At 35.0% G+C, this 15,857-nt stretch carries 14 protein-coding genes; 13 read left to right on the top strand and 1 reads right to left on the bottom strand.

Going from position 1 to position 15,857, the window contains the following annotated elements; all coding sequences use genetic code 11:
- The first annotated feature begins 341 nt into the window (after positions 1-341).
- The 12 genes from CF67_RS04515 (at position 342) to pyrF (ending at position 14,018) form a co-directional block, all read left to right on the top strand.
- Positions 342-911, top strand: a complete 570-nt coding sequence (locus CF67_RS04515) for a YceI family protein (protein WP_034414987.1) — start codon at positions 342-344, stop codon at positions 909-911.
- 256 nt (positions 912-1,167) lie between these two features.
- Positions 1,168-2,475, top strand: coding sequence for a trigger factor (gene tig / locus CF67_RS04520; RefSeq protein ID WP_034415029.1), 1,308 nt, complete (start codon positions 1,168-1,170; stop codon positions 2,473-2,475).
- Between the two features lie 123 nt (positions 2,476-2,598).
- Entirely contained in the window at positions 2,599-3,879 is a 1,281-nt protein-coding gene (clpX, locus tag CF67_RS04525; protein ID WP_034414989.1) for an ATP-dependent protease ATP-binding subunit ClpX, read from the top strand.
- Between the two features lie 129 nt (positions 3,880-4,008).
- The gene (lon, locus tag CF67_RS04530; protein WP_034414992.1) at positions 4,009-6,369 is read left to right on the top strand and encodes an endopeptidase La; all 2,361 of its coding nucleotides are present in this window, start codon (positions 4,009-4,011) and stop codon (positions 6,367-6,369) included.
- 119 nt (positions 6,370-6,488) lie between these two features.
- Positions 6,489-6,761 carry an HU family DNA-binding protein gene (locus tag CF67_RS04535; protein ID WP_034415031.1) on the top strand — a complete coding sequence of 91 codons (273 nt, stop codon included), beginning with the start codon at positions 6,489-6,491 and terminating at the stop codon, positions 6,759-6,761.
- 87 nt (positions 6,762-6,848) lie between these two features.
- A complete protein-coding gene (locus tag CF67_RS04540) occupies positions 6,849-8,687 on the top strand; it encodes a SurA N-terminal domain-containing protein (RefSeq protein ID WP_052538142.1) in 1,839 nt (612 codons plus the stop codon).
- A gap of 87 nt (positions 8,688-8,774) precedes the next feature.
- Entirely contained in the window at positions 8,775-9,446 is a 672-nt protein-coding gene (cmk, locus tag CF67_RS04545; protein ID WP_034414996.1) for a (d)CMP kinase, read from the top strand.
- 111 nt (positions 9,447-9,557) lie between these two features.
- Positions 9,558-11,231, top strand: a complete 1,674-nt coding sequence (rpsA, locus tag CF67_RS04550; RefSeq protein ID WP_034414999.1) for a 30S ribosomal protein S1 — start codon at positions 9,558-9,560, stop codon at positions 11,229-11,231.
- Between the two features lie 137 nt (positions 11,232-11,368).
- Complete coding sequence (gene ihfB, locus CF67_RS04555) at positions 11,369-11,650, top strand: integration host factor subunit beta (RefSeq protein ID WP_034415003.1); 282 nt, start codon at positions 11,369-11,371, stop codon at positions 11,648-11,650.
- A 141-nt stretch (positions 11,651-11,791) separates the two neighbouring features.
- Positions 11,792-12,067: a LapA family protein gene (locus tag CF67_RS04560; RefSeq protein ID WP_034415006.1), complete on the top strand. Its 276-nt coding sequence runs from the start codon at positions 11,792-11,794 to the stop codon at positions 12,065-12,067.
- 24 nt (positions 12,068-12,091) lie between these two features.
- Positions 12,092-13,261 (top strand): lipopolysaccharide assembly protein LapB, encoded by a 1,170-nt coding sequence (gene lapB / locus CF67_RS04565; RefSeq protein ID WP_034415008.1) that lies wholly within the window; start codon positions 12,092-12,094, stop codon positions 13,259-13,261.
- A 46-nt stretch (positions 13,262-13,307) separates the two neighbouring features.
- Positions 13,308-14,018 carry an orotidine-5'-phosphate decarboxylase gene (gene pyrF, locus CF67_RS04570; protein ID WP_034415009.1) on the top strand — a complete coding sequence of 237 codons (711 nt, stop codon included), beginning with the start codon at positions 13,308-13,310 and terminating at the stop codon, positions 14,016-14,018.
- 23 nt (positions 14,019-14,041) lie between these two features.
- Here pyrF and CF67_RS04575 read toward each other — a convergent pair whose 3' ends face one another.
- Positions 14,042-14,806: a hypothetical protein gene (locus CF67_RS04575; RefSeq protein ID WP_034415010.1), complete on the bottom strand. Its 765-nt coding sequence runs from the start codon at positions 14,804-14,806 to the stop codon at positions 14,042-14,044.
- Positions 14,807-15,180: 374 nt separating this feature from the next.
- On the opposite strand from CF67_RS04575, the gene lolA reads away from it, so the two are divergent.
- Positions 15,181-15,801 carry an outer membrane lipoprotein periplasmic chaperone LolA gene (gene lolA / locus CF67_RS04580; protein WP_034415011.1) on the top strand — a complete coding sequence of 207 codons (621 nt, stop codon included), beginning with the start codon at positions 15,181-15,183 and terminating at the stop codon, positions 15,799-15,801.
- The last annotated feature ends 56 nt before the right edge of the window (positions 15,802-15,857 follow it).

Here is a 15,857-nt window from a genome sequence, read left to right on the forward strand (position 1 = left end):
TTTACAAAGATTTGCAATTATTTAAATTGTTTTTTTAGTTATAAGTAGTGCGATGCGAGTAGAATTTAGTTTATTGTATGTAAAATTACAGTGTATATGAGAATAATAATGTTCTTTGTTTTTCCCACTTTTGGAATGTGGATGTTGGTTTGTTTACTTTTCAGATTTAATAACAATAATTTCGAATTAATGCATAGATAATTTAGGAATTTGAGTTCTTATCCAGGAAGAATTTTTACTTGCTTTCTGTCTTCAGGTGTTTTATGAGTTTCATAGTTTGAGGAAGCGATTCTATCCGAATCGGAAATTTTAGCTATTATATATTAAATTAAGGATGTTTTATGATTAAATATATTTTTATGATGTTGTTTTCTTTGTTGTCTTTTTTTTCAACTGCTTTAGCAAGCTACACTCTGAACAATTCCTCTATTGTGAGTTATGTTTCCATTAAAAAACAGTATGTTCTTGAGACTGCTACGATTAATACACTCAGTGGATCGATTAAAAATGACGGCTTGCTTGACATTGCTATATTACCAATTGGTTTAAATAGCCTAAATCCTATACGCGATAAAAGACTGAACGAATTATTCTTTCAATCCGATAAATATCCAAGTATCAGAGTATCAGGAAATGTTGATTTATCAAAGATAACTGATATTCCGGTTAGATTGACTACATCTCTAGATCTTACGTTACTAGGAAATACTCGTAAAATACAAGTCCCAGTTTTAGTTGTAAAATCTGGAGAATATTTAAGTATCTCTTCGACTCAGCCTATAATTATCAATGCTCGAGATTTTTTAATTCCAATTGAAAATTTGAAAAAATTAGCAGATACCGTTGGTGGTATTTCTATTTCAGATACTGTTCCAGTAAGTGTAAGTCTTATTTTTACTGAAACATTATAAAAATTTGTACCTATTTGACCTTTAGGAATAGAATAAACTAAAGATTTTTGCAAAATTCTCTGACGATTTCCTCATGAAAAGCTGTTGAAATTGCATATTTTTTAGAGTAGAGTCAGCCTGCTATCTATAACGTCTTAGAGCGATTTTGATGAAGGTTGTAGAACTTAGTGGATTGCTGTGCAGCACGTATTTTATCCTGATTTAAGGAAGTGTATTTAAAAACACTTTGTTTTTTATAGTTTCGAGGTTTTAAATGATTCAAGTTACTGTTGAGCCTTTAAAGGGTCTAGAGCACCGTCTAAGTATTGCTTTCCCTAGCGTTCAGATTGAAGATGAAGTTAGAAACAAATTAGTTGATATTGCTAAGAATAGGAATTTCGATGGGTTTCGTAAAGGAAAAGTACCTATTAAGATCGTTTCTAGTATGTATGGTGAAGCAATACGTCAAGATGTTCTGGATCAAACTATGCGACGTTATTTCTTTGAGGCAGTTGAAAAGGAAAAGCTGAATTTAGCTGGAATTCCAAAATTTTCTCCATTAAATAAAGGAGAAGCTTCAACTTTAATTTTTACAGCAACTTTTGAAGTTTACCCGAATATCGATCTTAATGGTTTGGATATGCTGACTTTTGAAAAGCCGTCAGTTCAAGTTAGAGATGAAGATCTTGAGGAGATGATTGAAACGCTACGTAAACAAAAGACTCATTGGATTGATATAGACACTGTTGCTCAAAAAGGTACCCGTGTAGTTATTGATTTTGTTGGTTTGATAAACGGAGAAGCATTTGAAGGTAATAAAACTGAAAATTTTTCTCTAGAGATTGGATCAGGTCATCTGCTTTCTAGTTTTGAGGAGAGTATTATTGGTAAAGTAGCGGGAGAGAGTTTCGAGAGCGAGGTTGTCTTCCCCCCAGAATATCATATAGAAAATCTGCGAGATAAGCGTGCTAAGTTTAGAATTACTCTTAAAAAAGTCAAGATTCCTCAAGTTCCAGAAATTAATGATGAATTTCTAACAAAATTTGGTGTACTTAATGGCGATTTGAATACTTTTCGCATCGAAATTCGTAAAAATATGGAGCGTGAAGTCCGGGAAAGAACTAGGAAACGACTTAAGGATCAAGTTATGGCAGCGCTGATTAATCAAAATCAAGTTGATTTGCCTAGGGCTTTGGTCGATCGAGAGATGAATTTCTTATATCAACAAGCAGTTAAAGTAGGGAGTGCAACTGCTAATATTTTAGATCTTACCCGTAAACAATGTTCTCCTGAATTGTTTGAAGAAAAAGCGAAGTACAAAGTACTTGCTTCTCTTATACTTAATAAAGTTATTAAATATGAAAAGATTAAAGTCGATGATAATAAGGTTCAGTTATTAATTAAAGATTTAGCTGCGGCTTATGAAGAACCGTCAAAAATCGTTACCAGCTTTAATCAAAACGAACAAATGATGAACAGTATACGTGATCTCGCACTTGAGGAACAAGCGATCGACATGATCGTATCTAAAGCAACCGTTGTTGACAAGGAGATAAGTTTTAAGGAGTTAATGCATCTAAAATAAGTTCTATTTTCTATATGCTGCACTTGCTCATGAGTGGGGATTTTTTCAAGAATTAACGAAATTTTCTTCAAATGTGTGTACACTCTAAATCAGGACGAGATGAAAGCTAATGAGGTTTAGCAGATGACAGATAACAGCAAAGAGAGTAGCAGCAAAAAGCTGCTTTGTTGCTCATTCTGTGGTAAAAGCCAGAACGAGGTAAAAAAATTGATTGCAGGTCCCTCCGTTTACATCTGCAATGAGTGTGTTGATCTTTGTAATGATATCATTAGTGAAGAAGTTAAGGGCGTATTACCAAAAAATACTCAAAAATATGAGATATTACCTACTCCAGAAGAGATTCGAGGACATTTAGATGACTACGTGATCGGTCAAGATTATGCAAAGAAAGTATTAGCTGTTGCAGTGTATAATCATTATAAGCGTTTACGTAATATTGGTATGACAGATATAGAGCTAGGTAAAAGCAACATTCTGCTCATAGGTCCTACGGGCAGTGGTAAAACTTTGTTAGCAGAGACTTTAGCACGCTTTTTGGATGTTCCTTTTACTATGGCAGATGCAACAACATTGACTGAAGCGGGTTATGTCGGCGAGGATGTTGAAAACATTATTCAAAAGTTGCTACAAAAGTGTGATTATGATGTAGCAAAAGCCGAACTGGGTATTGTTTATATTGACGAAATCGATAAAATTTCTCGTAAGGCTGAAAATCCTTCTATCACGCGTGATGTTTCTGGAGAGGGTGTACAGCAGGCCTTATTGAAGATTGTTGAAGGTACAGTAGCTTCAGTTCCACCGCAAGGTGGTCGTAAACATCCTCAGCAAGATTTTTTACAAGTTGATACATCTAAAATTTTGTTTATTTGCGGTGGTGCATTTTCCGGCTTGGATCAGGTTATTGAGCAACGTGTAACGACAATTTCAGGTATTGGATTTGGATCTGAAATTCGCTCGAAAGATGAAAATAAAACAGTAGATGAATTACTTTTGCAGGTAGAACCTGACGATTTAGTTAAATATGGTTTAATTCCAGAGTTCATCGGTAGACTTCCTGTCATGACTACTTTGACCGAATTAGATGAAAAAGCTTTAATTGAGATTTTGTGTAAGCCCAAAAATGCACTAACTAAACAGTATATTGCACTTCTTGAACTTGAGAATGTAGAACTTGAGTTTCGGGAGGATGCTTTGTGTGCAGTTGCTAAAAAAGCAATGGATCGTAAAACGGGAGCTCGTGGTTTGCGCTCTATACTGGAGGATGTTTTACTAGAAGTAATGTATAAATTACCTTCTGAAAAAGATGCGAGTAGAGTTGTTATTGACGAAATGGTTATAAATGGTGAGTCTGATCCTTTGGTAATTTATAGCAGCTCAGGTAATCAAGCAGTAGGTGCTGAATGAGTTTCAATAGAGGAAAGAAGGGGGTATTGGGTACCTCCTTTTTTTATCCTTTTGTTGAATCCAGTATATTAATCCCCATGTATAACCTTACTGGTTGTACATAGAATGTAAAGCGAAAGAGAGAAATATATGAACTTGGAATATTCCGAGCGTATCGAGATCCCCGTACTGCCTCTACGTGATGTAGTAGTTTACCCTCATATGGTTATCCCATTGTTTGTTGGTAGAGAAAAATCTATTCATTGTTTAGAAGCAGCAATGGACAGCAACAAGCAAGCTCTCTTAGTTGCTCAAAAAGAAGCTGAAACCGACGAACCTACTCAAGAAGATTTGTTTAGTGTAGGAACAGTTGCCACAATACTGCAATTGTTAAAATTACCGGATGGTACAGTAAAAGTTTTAGTCGAAGGTCAGCAGAGAGCTAAAATTACGCAGTTTAAAGAAAATGATTTTTTTTTAGCAGCTGTAGAACTTCTTCAAACTCCAGAACTTGCAGACAAAGAACAAGAAATAGTTGTGAATAGTGCTATTAATCAGTTTGAAGGTCTTATTAAGTTGAATAAAAAAATCCCTCCTGAGGTACTCACGTCTCTACATGGGATTGATGAAGCAGCTCGTTTAGCGGATACGATAGCAGCACATATGCCTTTAAAGCTTGTAGATAAACAACAAGTACTTGAAATTCTTGATGTAACGGAACGTTTGGAATTTTTAATGGGGCAGATGGAATCAGAAATTGAAATTCTTCAAGCGGAAAAGCGAATTCGTGGACGTGTAAAAAAACAGATGGAAAAATCTCAACGAGAGTACTATTTGAATGAGCAGATCAAGGCGATTCAGAAAGAGCTCGGTGAAATGGATGATGCACCAGACGAATTTGAAAGCTTAAAGAAGAAGATTGAAGAAGCTAAAATGTCAAAGGAAGCACGAGAGAAGACACTTCAAGAATTACAAAAGCTTAAAATGATGTCTCCAATGTCAGCTGAAGCGACAGTTGTTCGTAGTTATATTGATTGGATGGTTAGTGTTCCATGGACTAAACGTTCAAAAGTTAAGAAAAATCTAGTGAAAGCTGAAGAAATTCTCAATGAAGATCATTATGGTCTTAATCGAGTTAAAGAAAGAATTCTCGAATATCTTGCTGTACAAAATCGTGTTAACAAGTTGAAGGGTCCAATACTTTGCCTTGTTGGGCCTCCAGGTGTTGGGAAAACTTCTTTAGGGCGCTCAATTGCTTCCGCAACTGGTCGTAAGTACACGCGAATGGCATTAGGTGGTGTTCGTGATGAAGCAGAAATACGAGGTCATCGGCGTACTTATATTGGTTCACTTCCAGGGAAACTAATTCAGAAAATGTCTAAAGTAGGAGTGAGAAATCCATTATTTCTTCTAGATGAGATTGATAAAATGTCTTCTGATATGCGAGGTGACCCGTCATCAGCCCTTTTAGAAGTGCTTGATCCAGAACAAAATAATGCTTTTAATGATCATTATCTAGAAGTTGATTACGATTTATCTGACATAATGTTTGTTGCAACCTCGAATTCAATGGATGTTCCAGATCCTCTTTTAGACCGAATGGAAGTCATTCGTTTATCTGGATACACTGAGGATGAAAAATTAAATATTGCTAAAAATCATCTTGTTGATAAACAACTGCAACGTAATGGTTTGAAACCTCATGAGATTAAGATTGAAGATTCTGGGATCATCGGTATTATTCGCTATTATACACGTGAGGCGGGTGTACGTGGTTTAGAGCGCGAAATCTCTAAAATTTGCCGTAAAGCAGTAAAAAGTATTCTTTTGAATAAAAATCTGAAGTCTATAGTGGTGAACTTAAATAACTTAAAAGAATATTTAGGCGTTCAACGATATGATTTTGGTAAAATTGATAATAACAATCGTATTGGTCAAGTAACTGGCCTGGCTTGGACGCAGGTCGGCGGTGATTTATTAACTATTGAAACAGAAGCTATGCCGGGTAAAGGCAAGCTTAGTCAAACTGGATCTCTTGGCGATGTGATGCAAGAATCTATTCAGGCAGCTATGACAGTTGTTCGATCTCGTGCAGATAAACTAGGTATTAATAGCGATTTTTATGAAAAACGCGACATTCATGTGCATGTCCCGGAAGGCGCAACTCCAAAAGATGGACCAAGTGCAGGTATTGCAGTGTGTACTGCTCTGGTGTCTAGTTTAACTGGAAATCCAGTTAGGGCTGAAGTAGCTATGACAGGGGAAATTACGTTACGTGGTGAAGTTTTACCAATCGGTGGATTAAAAGAGAAGCTTTTAGCAGCTCGTCGTGGTGGGATTAGCAATGTTTTAATTCCAAAAGATAATGAACGTGATTTGGAAGAAATTCCTGATAATGTAATTGCCGATCTTCAAATTATTCCGGTACGATGGATTGATGAAGTTTTGAACGTAGCACTTGAAAGAGATGCATCAGGTGCTAAATTTAATACTCAAAATGGCAATGCGTAAAACATATAATATAATGTTACAAGGAGGTAACGTATGACTGTTTGGGGGTAAGTAGGTTTTTTTGAAATTTAAACTTGACAGAATTAGGAATTCTATTGCTCATAAAGGGAAATGATGTAGTGAATAAAGTACAATTTATAGAGAAAATTTCAGGCGATGCTAATATTTCTAAAATTGCTTCGGCTCGTGTTTTAGACGCATTTATTGAAGCCATTAGTAAAACCTTACGTACAGGTGATCATGTAGGGTTGGTTGGTTTTGGTACGTTTAGTGTACGTAGTCGTTCGGATCGTGTTGGTCGTAATCCTCAAACTGGTGAAACGATTAAAATTGAAAAGAGAAAAGTACCAATATTTAAAGCTGGTAAAGTGTTTAGAGACTCGTGCAACTAATACCATCATCATTTGATTTATTTCAGCCGATGTGTGCATTTTGTTAGCCAAAGTGCGTTTTTTTCGAGATAAGGAAATAAAACTGTGATGGAGAGTTTTCGTCAGAGTAAAAACAGTGTTGCAGTAAAAGCCATTTTAAGTTTGATAGTTTTTTCCTTTTTGTTTACAGGCTTTGGAAGTTATTGGAATAGTAATAGTGTAAGTTTTGCTGCGAGGGTTGATCGTACTAAAATTACTCTCAATGATTTAGAAAGAGTATATCAAGGCGAGCGCGACCGAATAACATCTCAATTGGGAGATACTTTCGAAAGTTTGTTCTTAGATCCAAAGTATGCTACATCTTTTCGTAGATCAATTTTAGATCGTATGATAAACGATTTATTGCTAGAAAAGTATTCAAAATCATTAGGATTAGCAGTGAATGACTCTGAAATTCATAGAACAATTTTCAATATGGAAGAATTTCAGGACAACGGGAAGTTTGATAAAAAAGTTTACAGAGACACTCTTCGTCGCTCTGGTCTTTCATCAAAAAGTTTTGAGCAACATTTACGTCGAAGCTATTTACTGTATGAACAATTGATTCCAGCTCTTCAAAGTAGTAATTTCATATTAAAGGGAGAAATGGAAGCATATCATCAGCTAATTACCCAGGTTCGTAATATACGTAGGATTACGATACCGATCGAAAACTTTTCCAGCAAAATCTCTTTAGACGATCAGAAGATCGCTGAATATTATAAAGAAAATCCCGATATTTTTACCCAACCTGAGCAGATGAAATTTTCATATGTCGAGCTTTCTTTAGAGTCGTTGAAGAAACAAATTGTAATTAAAAAGAATGAAGCAATGGAGTATTATCAAAAAAACTTGGATAAGTATACTTCAGAAGAACAACGAAAAGTAAGTCAAATTTTTGTTCGAGGTGATAATAGAGAAAAAGCTCAAAAAATTCTTGATAAATTAAATACTGGTACAGATTTTTTCCTTTTAGCTAAAGAAAGCTCTGAGAGTGTCGTTGATACGGAGTTAGGTTGGATTGAGCGTAATGTAATGGATTATGAATTTGAAAAAGCGGCCTTTTCTTTGAAAGAATTAGGAGAAGTATCTGGGCTAGTAAAATCTAATTTTGGTTATCATATCATTAGACTTGACGATATGAAGGGTTCATCGATTCAACCTTATCAGCAGGTTGTTAATCAAATTCGAGAGGATCTAACTGTTCAACAAGCTAATGAAGAATTTTATAAGCTACGAAGCGAGTTAGAAAAGTCTGCATTTGAATCTCCTTATTCTTTGAATGATGCAGCTCAGGCAATAAATCAAAAAGTTTATTCTACTGGTTTTATTTCTCAGAAGGAATATCCAGAAATTTTGAAAAAACCAGGAGTTTTTCAGGCTATAGCAACAAAAGAAGTTAAAGAAGATGGTTTAAATTCGGAAATTATTGAAATTTCTCCAGATCACTTAATTGTTATTCGAGTAGAAGATTTTCATGACCCCATTTTATTGTCATTAGAGACAGTTTCTGATGCAGTTGCTACTCGACTTATTCAAATCAGGTCTGAAGAAGAAGCAGTTAAATTTTCAAAGGAACTTATTATATCTTTGGAATTAGATGATAAGAAGATTTTAGAGAGAAACAATTTAAAATTTTCTCCTATTGAACAAATTGATCGTAACTCATCGTTAGCAGATGTGGTTTTTTCTATGAAAAAACCTGTTGATGGTAGACCTGTCTACTATCAAGATAAGGATTTAAACGGTGATATTATTATCGTTGCGTTATATAATACAGAATCGAAAGCTAACCCTGATTATGATCACGAAATTGCTGCTCAACTTACTAAATTTAACTCAGATCAAGAGATATCTTCTGTCTTAAACGTTTTGCGTAGCAGCGCTGACATTGAATATTATATTTAGATGATAGCTGCATTTACAAATGTTTTTAAATGTTTAAGATTATAAGGATTGTTCTTCATTTCCTTTCGAATCCTCATGGAGAAACACATGCTTTTTGAGAGGACAGTAATTACTATTGACGGACCTAGTGGAGTCGGTAAGGGAACTCTTTGTACTTCTTTAGCCATAAAATTAGGTTTTGACTTGTTGGATTCTGGGGCACTTTATCGTGTCTTAGCTCTCGCTGCAATTCAGCATAAAGTATTAGATGAACGTTCATTTATCTCTTTGGCGATGCACTTAGATGTGAAGTTTCTTTTTGATGAAGGCTTGCTAAAGGTGATTTTTGAAGGAATTGATGTATCGCAAGAGCTAAGGACAGAAAAAATAGGTGTAGTAGCGTCGAAAATTGCCGTGTTGCCGAGAGTTCGTCAGGCTTTGCTAAGTAGGCAACGTGCGTTTGCAAGCAGAAATGCTCTCGTCGCTGATGGTCGTGATATGGGTACTATTGTTTTTCCATCGGCACAATTTAAATTTTTTTTGAACGCAAGTATTAAAGAGCGTGCAAAAAGACGTGTTCAGCAGTTAAAAAAGCGTGGTTTAAGTGTTCAATTTGAGGGTATTTTAAAAGAAATGATAAAAAGGGATTATCGAGATAGTCATCGTTCTGTAGCCCCATTAATTCCTGCTGAGGATGCTTTTTTACTTGATTCCACTTTTATGAGTATCGACGAAGTACTAGAGAAGGCGCTACAATACATTAGAACTAAATTAAATTAAGTAATTATACTTAGTAAAATAACGTTGGTCTCAAGGATGTTATGACTAACTAATTTGACAGGCCATGCGGTAGGATACCCATGGATGTTTAATTCATTGAAGATTAAATAAATGACTGAATCTTTTTCCCAACTCTTTGAAGAGTTTCTAAACGAAACAGAATTTCAACAAGGTAGCATAGTTAAAGCTACTGTAGTAGCTATTAAAAATGACTATGTGCTTGTTGATGCTGGCCTTAAATCTGAATCTGCCATTCCATCGGAGCAATTTAAGAATGCTGCTGGAGAACTCGAAGTGGAAGTTGGCAGCGAAATAGACGTAGCATTAGATGCCGTTGAGGATGGTTTTGGTGAAACTCAACTTTCTCGCGAAAAAGCTAAGCGTCATGAGGCTTGGATTATTCTGGAGAAAGCTTATGAAGAGGCCAAAACTGTTGTAGGTGTTATCAATGGAAAAGTAAAGGGTGGGTTTACCGTTGAATTAAGCAATATACGCGCTTTTCTTCCAGGTTCTCTAGTTGATGTTCGTCCGATTCGAGATACTACTCACTTGGAGAATAGAGAACTAGAATTTAAAGTAATTAAGCTTGATCAAAAACGCAACAATGTTGTCGTTTCTCGCCGAGCGGTTATTGAATCTGAAAATAGTGTTGAACGTGATGAATTTCTGGAAGCTTTACAAGAAGGTTCTGAAGTAAGAGGTATTGTCAAAAATCTTACTGATTACGGTGTCTTTGTGGATCTTGGTGGTGTTGATGGACTTTTACATATTACTGACATGGCCTGGAAACGTGTCAAGCATCCTTCAGAAGTTGTCAACATTGGCGATGAAATACAAGTTAAGGTTTTAAAATTTGATCGTGAACGTACTCGTGTATCACTGGGTCTAAAACAACTTGGTGAAGATCCTTGGGTAGCTATTTCAGAGCGCTATCCATCTTGCCATAGACTTTCAGGTCGCGTTACTAACTTAACTGATTACGGTTGTTTTGTTGAGATCGAAGAAGGGGTTGAAGGTTTAGTGCATGTTTCAGAAATGGATTGGACTAATAAAAATATTCACCCATCTAAAGTTGTTAATGTCGGTGATAGAGTTGAAGTTATGGTTCTTGAAATTGATGAAGAGCGTCGTCGTATTTCTTTAGGTTTAAAACAGTGTAAGATTAATCCATGGAAGTCATTTTCTGACATGCGTAGTAAAGGTGATAAAGTTAGTGGTAAGATTAAGTCCATTACAGATTTTGGTATTTTCATTGGTCTTGATGGAGGTATTGATGGATTGGTTCACTTATCAGATATTTCTTGGAGTGTTCCAGGGGAAGAAGCTGTACGTGGATATAAGAAAGGAGATGAGATTTCTGCGATAGTTTTAGCTGTAGATGCAGATCGTGAGCGTATTTCTTTAGGTATTAAACAAATGGAGAACGATCCATTTAGTGAGTATATTGCAGACAACAAAAAAGGCACTTTAGTAAAAGGCACTATAACTTCAGTTAATGCTAAAGGTGCTACTGTTCGACTTTCTGGAGCTGAAGGTTACATAAGAGCCTCTGAGGTTTCGCGCGATCGCATCGAAGATGTATCCTTGATATTAAATGTTGGTGATAATATTGAAGCAAAATTTATAGGTGCTGATCGTAAAAATCGTATCGTTAATCTCTCAATTAAAGCGAAAGATGAAGCTGAAGAGCAAGAAGTAATGGCGACACTTAAGCAATCTGAGGAAGGGTCGTTTGGCGGGAATGCTATGGCAGATGCATTTAAAGCAGCAAAAAAAGGTGATTGATCTTCTTAATTAAATTTATCTTCTCTAATTGAGGTAGGTGCATTTGCTTAATATTAGGTATTACCAAGAGAAAGATTTCTTTTTTCCTTATTTATATAGATTGGTAGTTTCGGAGAGGAAATCGATGAGGGGAAATTATGACTAAATCTGAGTTGATAGAGCGACTTTGTACTGAGCAAGCTCATTTGTCTGCAAAAGAAATTGAAGATGCAGTAAAAAATATTCTTGAATATATGGCGATCACGCTTGAGAGTGGAGGTAGAATCGAAATTCGTGGTTTCGGAAGTTTTTCGTTGCATTACCGTGAACCACGTATAGGTCGTAATCCGAAAACTGGTGATAAAGTGAAATTGAAAGGAAAATATGTACCTCACTTTAAACCTGGAAAAGAATTGAGAGAACGTGTCAATTTTGCTTAGTTTATCTAGAAAGTATTTTGCAAACAAGTGGCATATTTTTTATATGCCGTTTTTATACTCAGAAAACTTTTAATAGATATGGTTTACAAATGCATTTTCCTGCATAATGATATTCATCATCATTATTATTTCTAATGAGTTATGAAAATTGTAAAAGTACTCCTAATATTTGCTTTGTTCTTTATTGCTCTTGCGTTAGGTTCTCAAAATCGATCGATAGTGACTTTTAATTACCTCTTTTCTAAAAGGGAGTTTCATTTGTCGTTTCTTTTGGGTTTTGTTTTTACAGTAGGTTTTTTGTTGGCTTGCCTCATTTTGGGTTGTTCGCATTTGAAATCTCAATTTCGAATTAGAAAATTAAGTAAGCAATTGAAAAAAATTGCTATTAATAAAAATTCCTACAAAGTAAGGGTATAAGTAAAGAACGAACGGCAGATTGAAATGCTTGAAATACTTTTCTTGTTATTGCCTGTTGCTGCTGTTTATGGGTGGTACATGGGTAATCAAAGTGCCCAGCAAGATAAGCAGGAACACTCAAATCAAATTGCTCGTCAGTACGTTACCGGTTTAAATTTAATTTTTTCTAAAGAGTCGGACAAGGCGATTGATCACTTTATCGAATTATTGAAAGTTAACGATGAAACGATTGACACTCATTTGGCATTAGGAAATTTGTTTCGCTCTCGCGGTGAGGTAGATCGAGCTATTCATATACACCAAAACTTAATTTCACACTCTAGTTTAAGTATTAACCAAAAAAATCTAGCACTTCAACAACTAGCTAAGGATTATATGGTATCGGGTTTTTTAGACAGGGCAGAAAAAATATTCCAACAATTATCAAAAGAACCCGATTATGAAGAAACTTCGCTGAAGCAACTTGTGGCAATACATCAGCAAACTCGTGAGTGGAGTAAAGCAATTCAGTATGCTAGTTTGCTTACTAAATTAGGTCAAAAGAAAGTGCATTCTACAATTGCTCATTTCTGGTGCGAGCTTGCTGAACAAGAAAAAACTGAGGAATGTATTGCTAAATCAATTCAGTACTTTCAACGTGCTCTTTCTGAAGATCCTAAATGTGTTAGGGCCAGCATTTCTTTGGGTAGATTGTTCTTAGAACTTAAGGATTATCGAAAAGCAATGGAATACTTGAAAAGGATCCTAGAGCAAGATGTAGATTTTGTCGTGGATATGCTTCCTGCTTTGGCAGATTGCTATCGCCATTTGGGTCAGGAGAATGATTTAGTTGTATTTTTACGTGAATGTATTGCAAGAAAAGCAGGTGTATCAGCTGTGTTAATGTTATCACAATTATTAGCTAAGCATGAGGATATCGGAGCAGCCAAAGATTTATTAACATCTCAATTAATAGCAAATCCAACCATAAAGGGTTTTTATAGATTAATGGATTACCATCTAGAAACTATAGAGGAAGGTCGACTAAAGGAAAGCTTTAATACTTTGCACAAATTGCTTGCTGAACAGTTAAAAGTTAAGCCCCATTATTGTTGTAGAAGGTGTGGTTTTTCCACTCGCTCTATATATTGGCATTGTCCTTCCTGCAAAGGTTGGGGTACTATCAAGCATATTCGTGGTTTAGACGGAGAATAAAATACTAATAGATTGCTTTTCAATAGAAAATGATTAGGAAAATAAAATGAATGACCCAAAAGTGATCGTTGCACTAGATTATAGTAATCAAATAGATGCATTGACTTTTGTCGACAAAATTGATCCACTTTCTTGTCGATTAAAAGTGGGTAAAGAGATGTTTACATTATTTGGCCCTGATTTCGTTCGTAAATTACATAAGCTTGGCTTCTCAGTTTTTTTAGATCTGAAATTTCATGATATTCCTAAGACATGTTCTAGGTCGGTCAGAGCAGCAGCTGAACTTGGAGTTTGGATGGTAAATATTCATGCAAGTGGTGGAGAGCGTATGATGACCGAATCTCGTAAAATTTTAGAGCCTTATGGAAAACAGCGTCCATGGTTAGTAGGAGTAACTGTACTGACTAGTATGGAACAGTGCGACTTAAGTGATGTTGGGTTAGATATTTTGCTACAAGATCAGGTTGCTTTGCTAGCCAAACTTACTCTAAATTCAGGTTTAGATGGTGTTGTGTGCGCAGCACAAGAAGTTAGCACAATTAAGGATGAGTTAGATCATCAAGAATTCAAATTTATTACACCTGGTATTCGCCTTCCTAAAAATTCGTTAGATGATCAAAAAAGAGCTACAACACCTACGGAAGCAATTAAATTTGGCTCAAATTATTTAGTGATAGGCCGTCCTATTACTCAAGCGAGTAAACCAGAAAAAGTTTTAGCTGAAATTAACAGGAAACTTCTTGTAAAACACAGTTAATTGTTCTAAATAAAAGGATTTTTTTACCATTTTTTTTTCTGACCAAAAAGAGCTTCCATATCAGACTGACGTTCTTTTATTTCGACTTCTGGCATTCCTTTCACTTTTTTTTCTGAATGTTTTTCTTTTAATTCACTAAACATAATTTGTAGTTTTTTACGGGCTTGATTTGAGTAAGTGTCATTTTTGGAATTAAGTGTATCGAGAGCCTTTGTGATCAATTGAATTGCTGTTTCTGCTTGACCATGAATGATGGCAGTATGTGTTCGTTTAATTATATTTTCAATGCTAATACGCGTTTGGATCGTTTCTAGCCTAGTATTTTCAATGAGGTAATCTCGAGTTTGTAATCGACCTTTATTATTTTCATTTCGAATGACATCACGCAAACGCTTAACTAATTTTAACATAATAATTGCTTGCTTATCATTAGTTGGATTTTTAAATGAAGTGCTTTCAACATTTTCTTTTTCATCTTTTAGTTGAGAAATTTGCTGCATTATATTTTCAATATGCTGAATTAATTCTTTATTTTTCGGATCTAGAGTAAGCATGTTTTGTAGTGCGTAAAGAATACGTTTGTTTAAACAAATCAGAAGTTTTTTACTAAATGGGATATAATGAGAATTCCCGATAAGATCTTCAGTCGAGTTAATAATTGCAGTATAACGGGTAGATTTTTGCTTTTTTACTACTTCTGACCTCACTTTATGTTGAAGCATAACGCTATAGCTCAATAATAGTACTAACAAAATAGCTACAAGAGTAATAATTAATCCAATATTCATAAGTTCCGATCTTTAGATGTTAGTGGTTGATTTTTTTCTATTGTTAATTGCGCACTTTAGATTGCATGCTATCATCTGATTATTAACTACAAATTGCAATCAGCCTGGACAAGTTCCAAACCCATTAAATAATATACTCCTTAATTCGAGAAAGAAAATTGCCTCTCTATCTAAAACGCTTGTGATTATGGTTGATTAGAGATTAAAGTGAATTTACAGAAGTTAAAGTATGTATGTTTCTGCATTTGAATAATAAACCATAACTTGAACTTTTTAGCTGCTGCAAGAATTTTTACTTTGTAGATTAGAAATTAGTACGTGAATTCCTTCTATGACAGGAATGAGCAATAGAATGATTTAGGAATTTTTTAGTCATGAAAATATTATTCGTTTTTTTATTTATTGGCTTTTTTGTTTTTGCTACGCCTAAAAATGACTTAAGTACTCGACTATTGCTAATTGATGGATTTAGCGTGGACTTTTTTCAACGAGTGATAAGTCCAGATGGAGACATTGTTATGAAGGGAGAAGGAACTCTAGAAGTAGCTTCTCCAAACCTATTTCGTTGGAATAGCCTACTTCCTGATGAGAATACGCTACTATTTGACGGTAAAAATTTGTGGTACTATAGTCCTGCGCTCTCTCAAGTAAGCATTTTAGGGAAAGAACAAATAGAAGAGAGAACTTTATTTTCTTTTTTTACAGGTGATTTAATACGTACTTTAGGGAATTATGATGTAATTAATGTGGGGGATCATTTTACTTTGATTCCAAATAAAACTAATTTGGATCAAAGCCATTTTGAAGTTTGTATTGATGAGGGAGGTGTAATGAAAAATTTTAATATTATCGAAGAAGATGGGCAAAAAATTTTGTTTAATTTAGAAAATTTTAATTTAAATAAACCAAATAGTGATAGATTTACATTTGTAATTCCTAAAGGAGTTGAGGTTGACGATCAGAGAAACTCGACTGAGGAACTCACAAAAGTCTAATGCTTTATATATATCGGAAATTGCGCCCTTTCGTTAGTCCAATAACGCAGGAATTA

The organism is Candidatus Photodesmus blepharonis, assembly GCF_000731795.2.
GTDB classification, from domain to species: domain Bacteria; phylum Pseudomonadota; class Gammaproteobacteria; order Enterobacterales; family Vibrionaceae; genus Vibrio; species Vibrio blepharonis.

Bases quoted from the DNA above. Each gene is read 5' to 3' on its own strand.
- CF67_RS04515 (WP_034414987.1), top strand. From the start codon at position 342: ATGATTAAATATATTTTTATGATGTTGTTTTCTTTGTTGTCTTTTTTT.
- clpX (WP_034414989.1), top strand. From the start codon at position 2,599: ATGACAGATAACAGCAAAGAGAGTAGCAGCAAAAAGCTGCTTTGTTGC.
- lon (WP_034414992.1), top strand. From the start codon at position 4,009: ATGAACTTGGAATATTCCGAGCGTATCGAGATCCCCGTACTGCCTCTA.
- CF67_RS04540 (WP_052538142.1), top strand. From the start codon at position 6,849: ATGGAGAGTTTTCGTCAGAGTAAAAACAGTGTTGCAGTAAAAGCCATT.
- cmk (WP_034414996.1), top strand. From the start codon at position 8,775: ATGCTTTTTGAGAGGACAGTAATTACTATTGACGGACCTAGTGGAGTC.
- rpsA (WP_034414999.1), top strand. From the start codon at position 9,558: ATGACTGAATCTTTTTCCCAACTCTTTGAAGAGTTTCTAAACGAAACA.
- ihfB (WP_034415003.1), top strand. From the start codon at position 11,369: ATGACTAAATCTGAGTTGATAGAGCGACTTTGTACTGAGCAAGCTCAT.
- CF67_RS04560 (WP_034415006.1), top strand. From the start codon at position 11,792: ATGAAAATTGTAAAAGTACTCCTAATATTTGCTTTGTTCTTTATTGCT.
- lapB (WP_034415008.1), top strand. From the start codon at position 12,092: ATGCTTGAAATACTTTTCTTGTTATTGCCTGTTGCTGCTGTTTATGGG.
- pyrF (WP_034415009.1), top strand. From the start codon at position 13,308: ATGAATGACCCAAAAGTGATCGTTGCACTAGATTATAGTAATCAAATA.
- CF67_RS04575 (WP_034415010.1), bottom strand. From the start codon at position 14,806: ATGAATATTGGATTAATTATTACTCTTGTAGCTATTTTGTTAGTACTA.
- lolA (WP_034415011.1), top strand. From the start codon at position 15,181: ATGAAAATATTATTCGTTTTTTTATTTATTGGCTTTTTTGTTTTTGCT.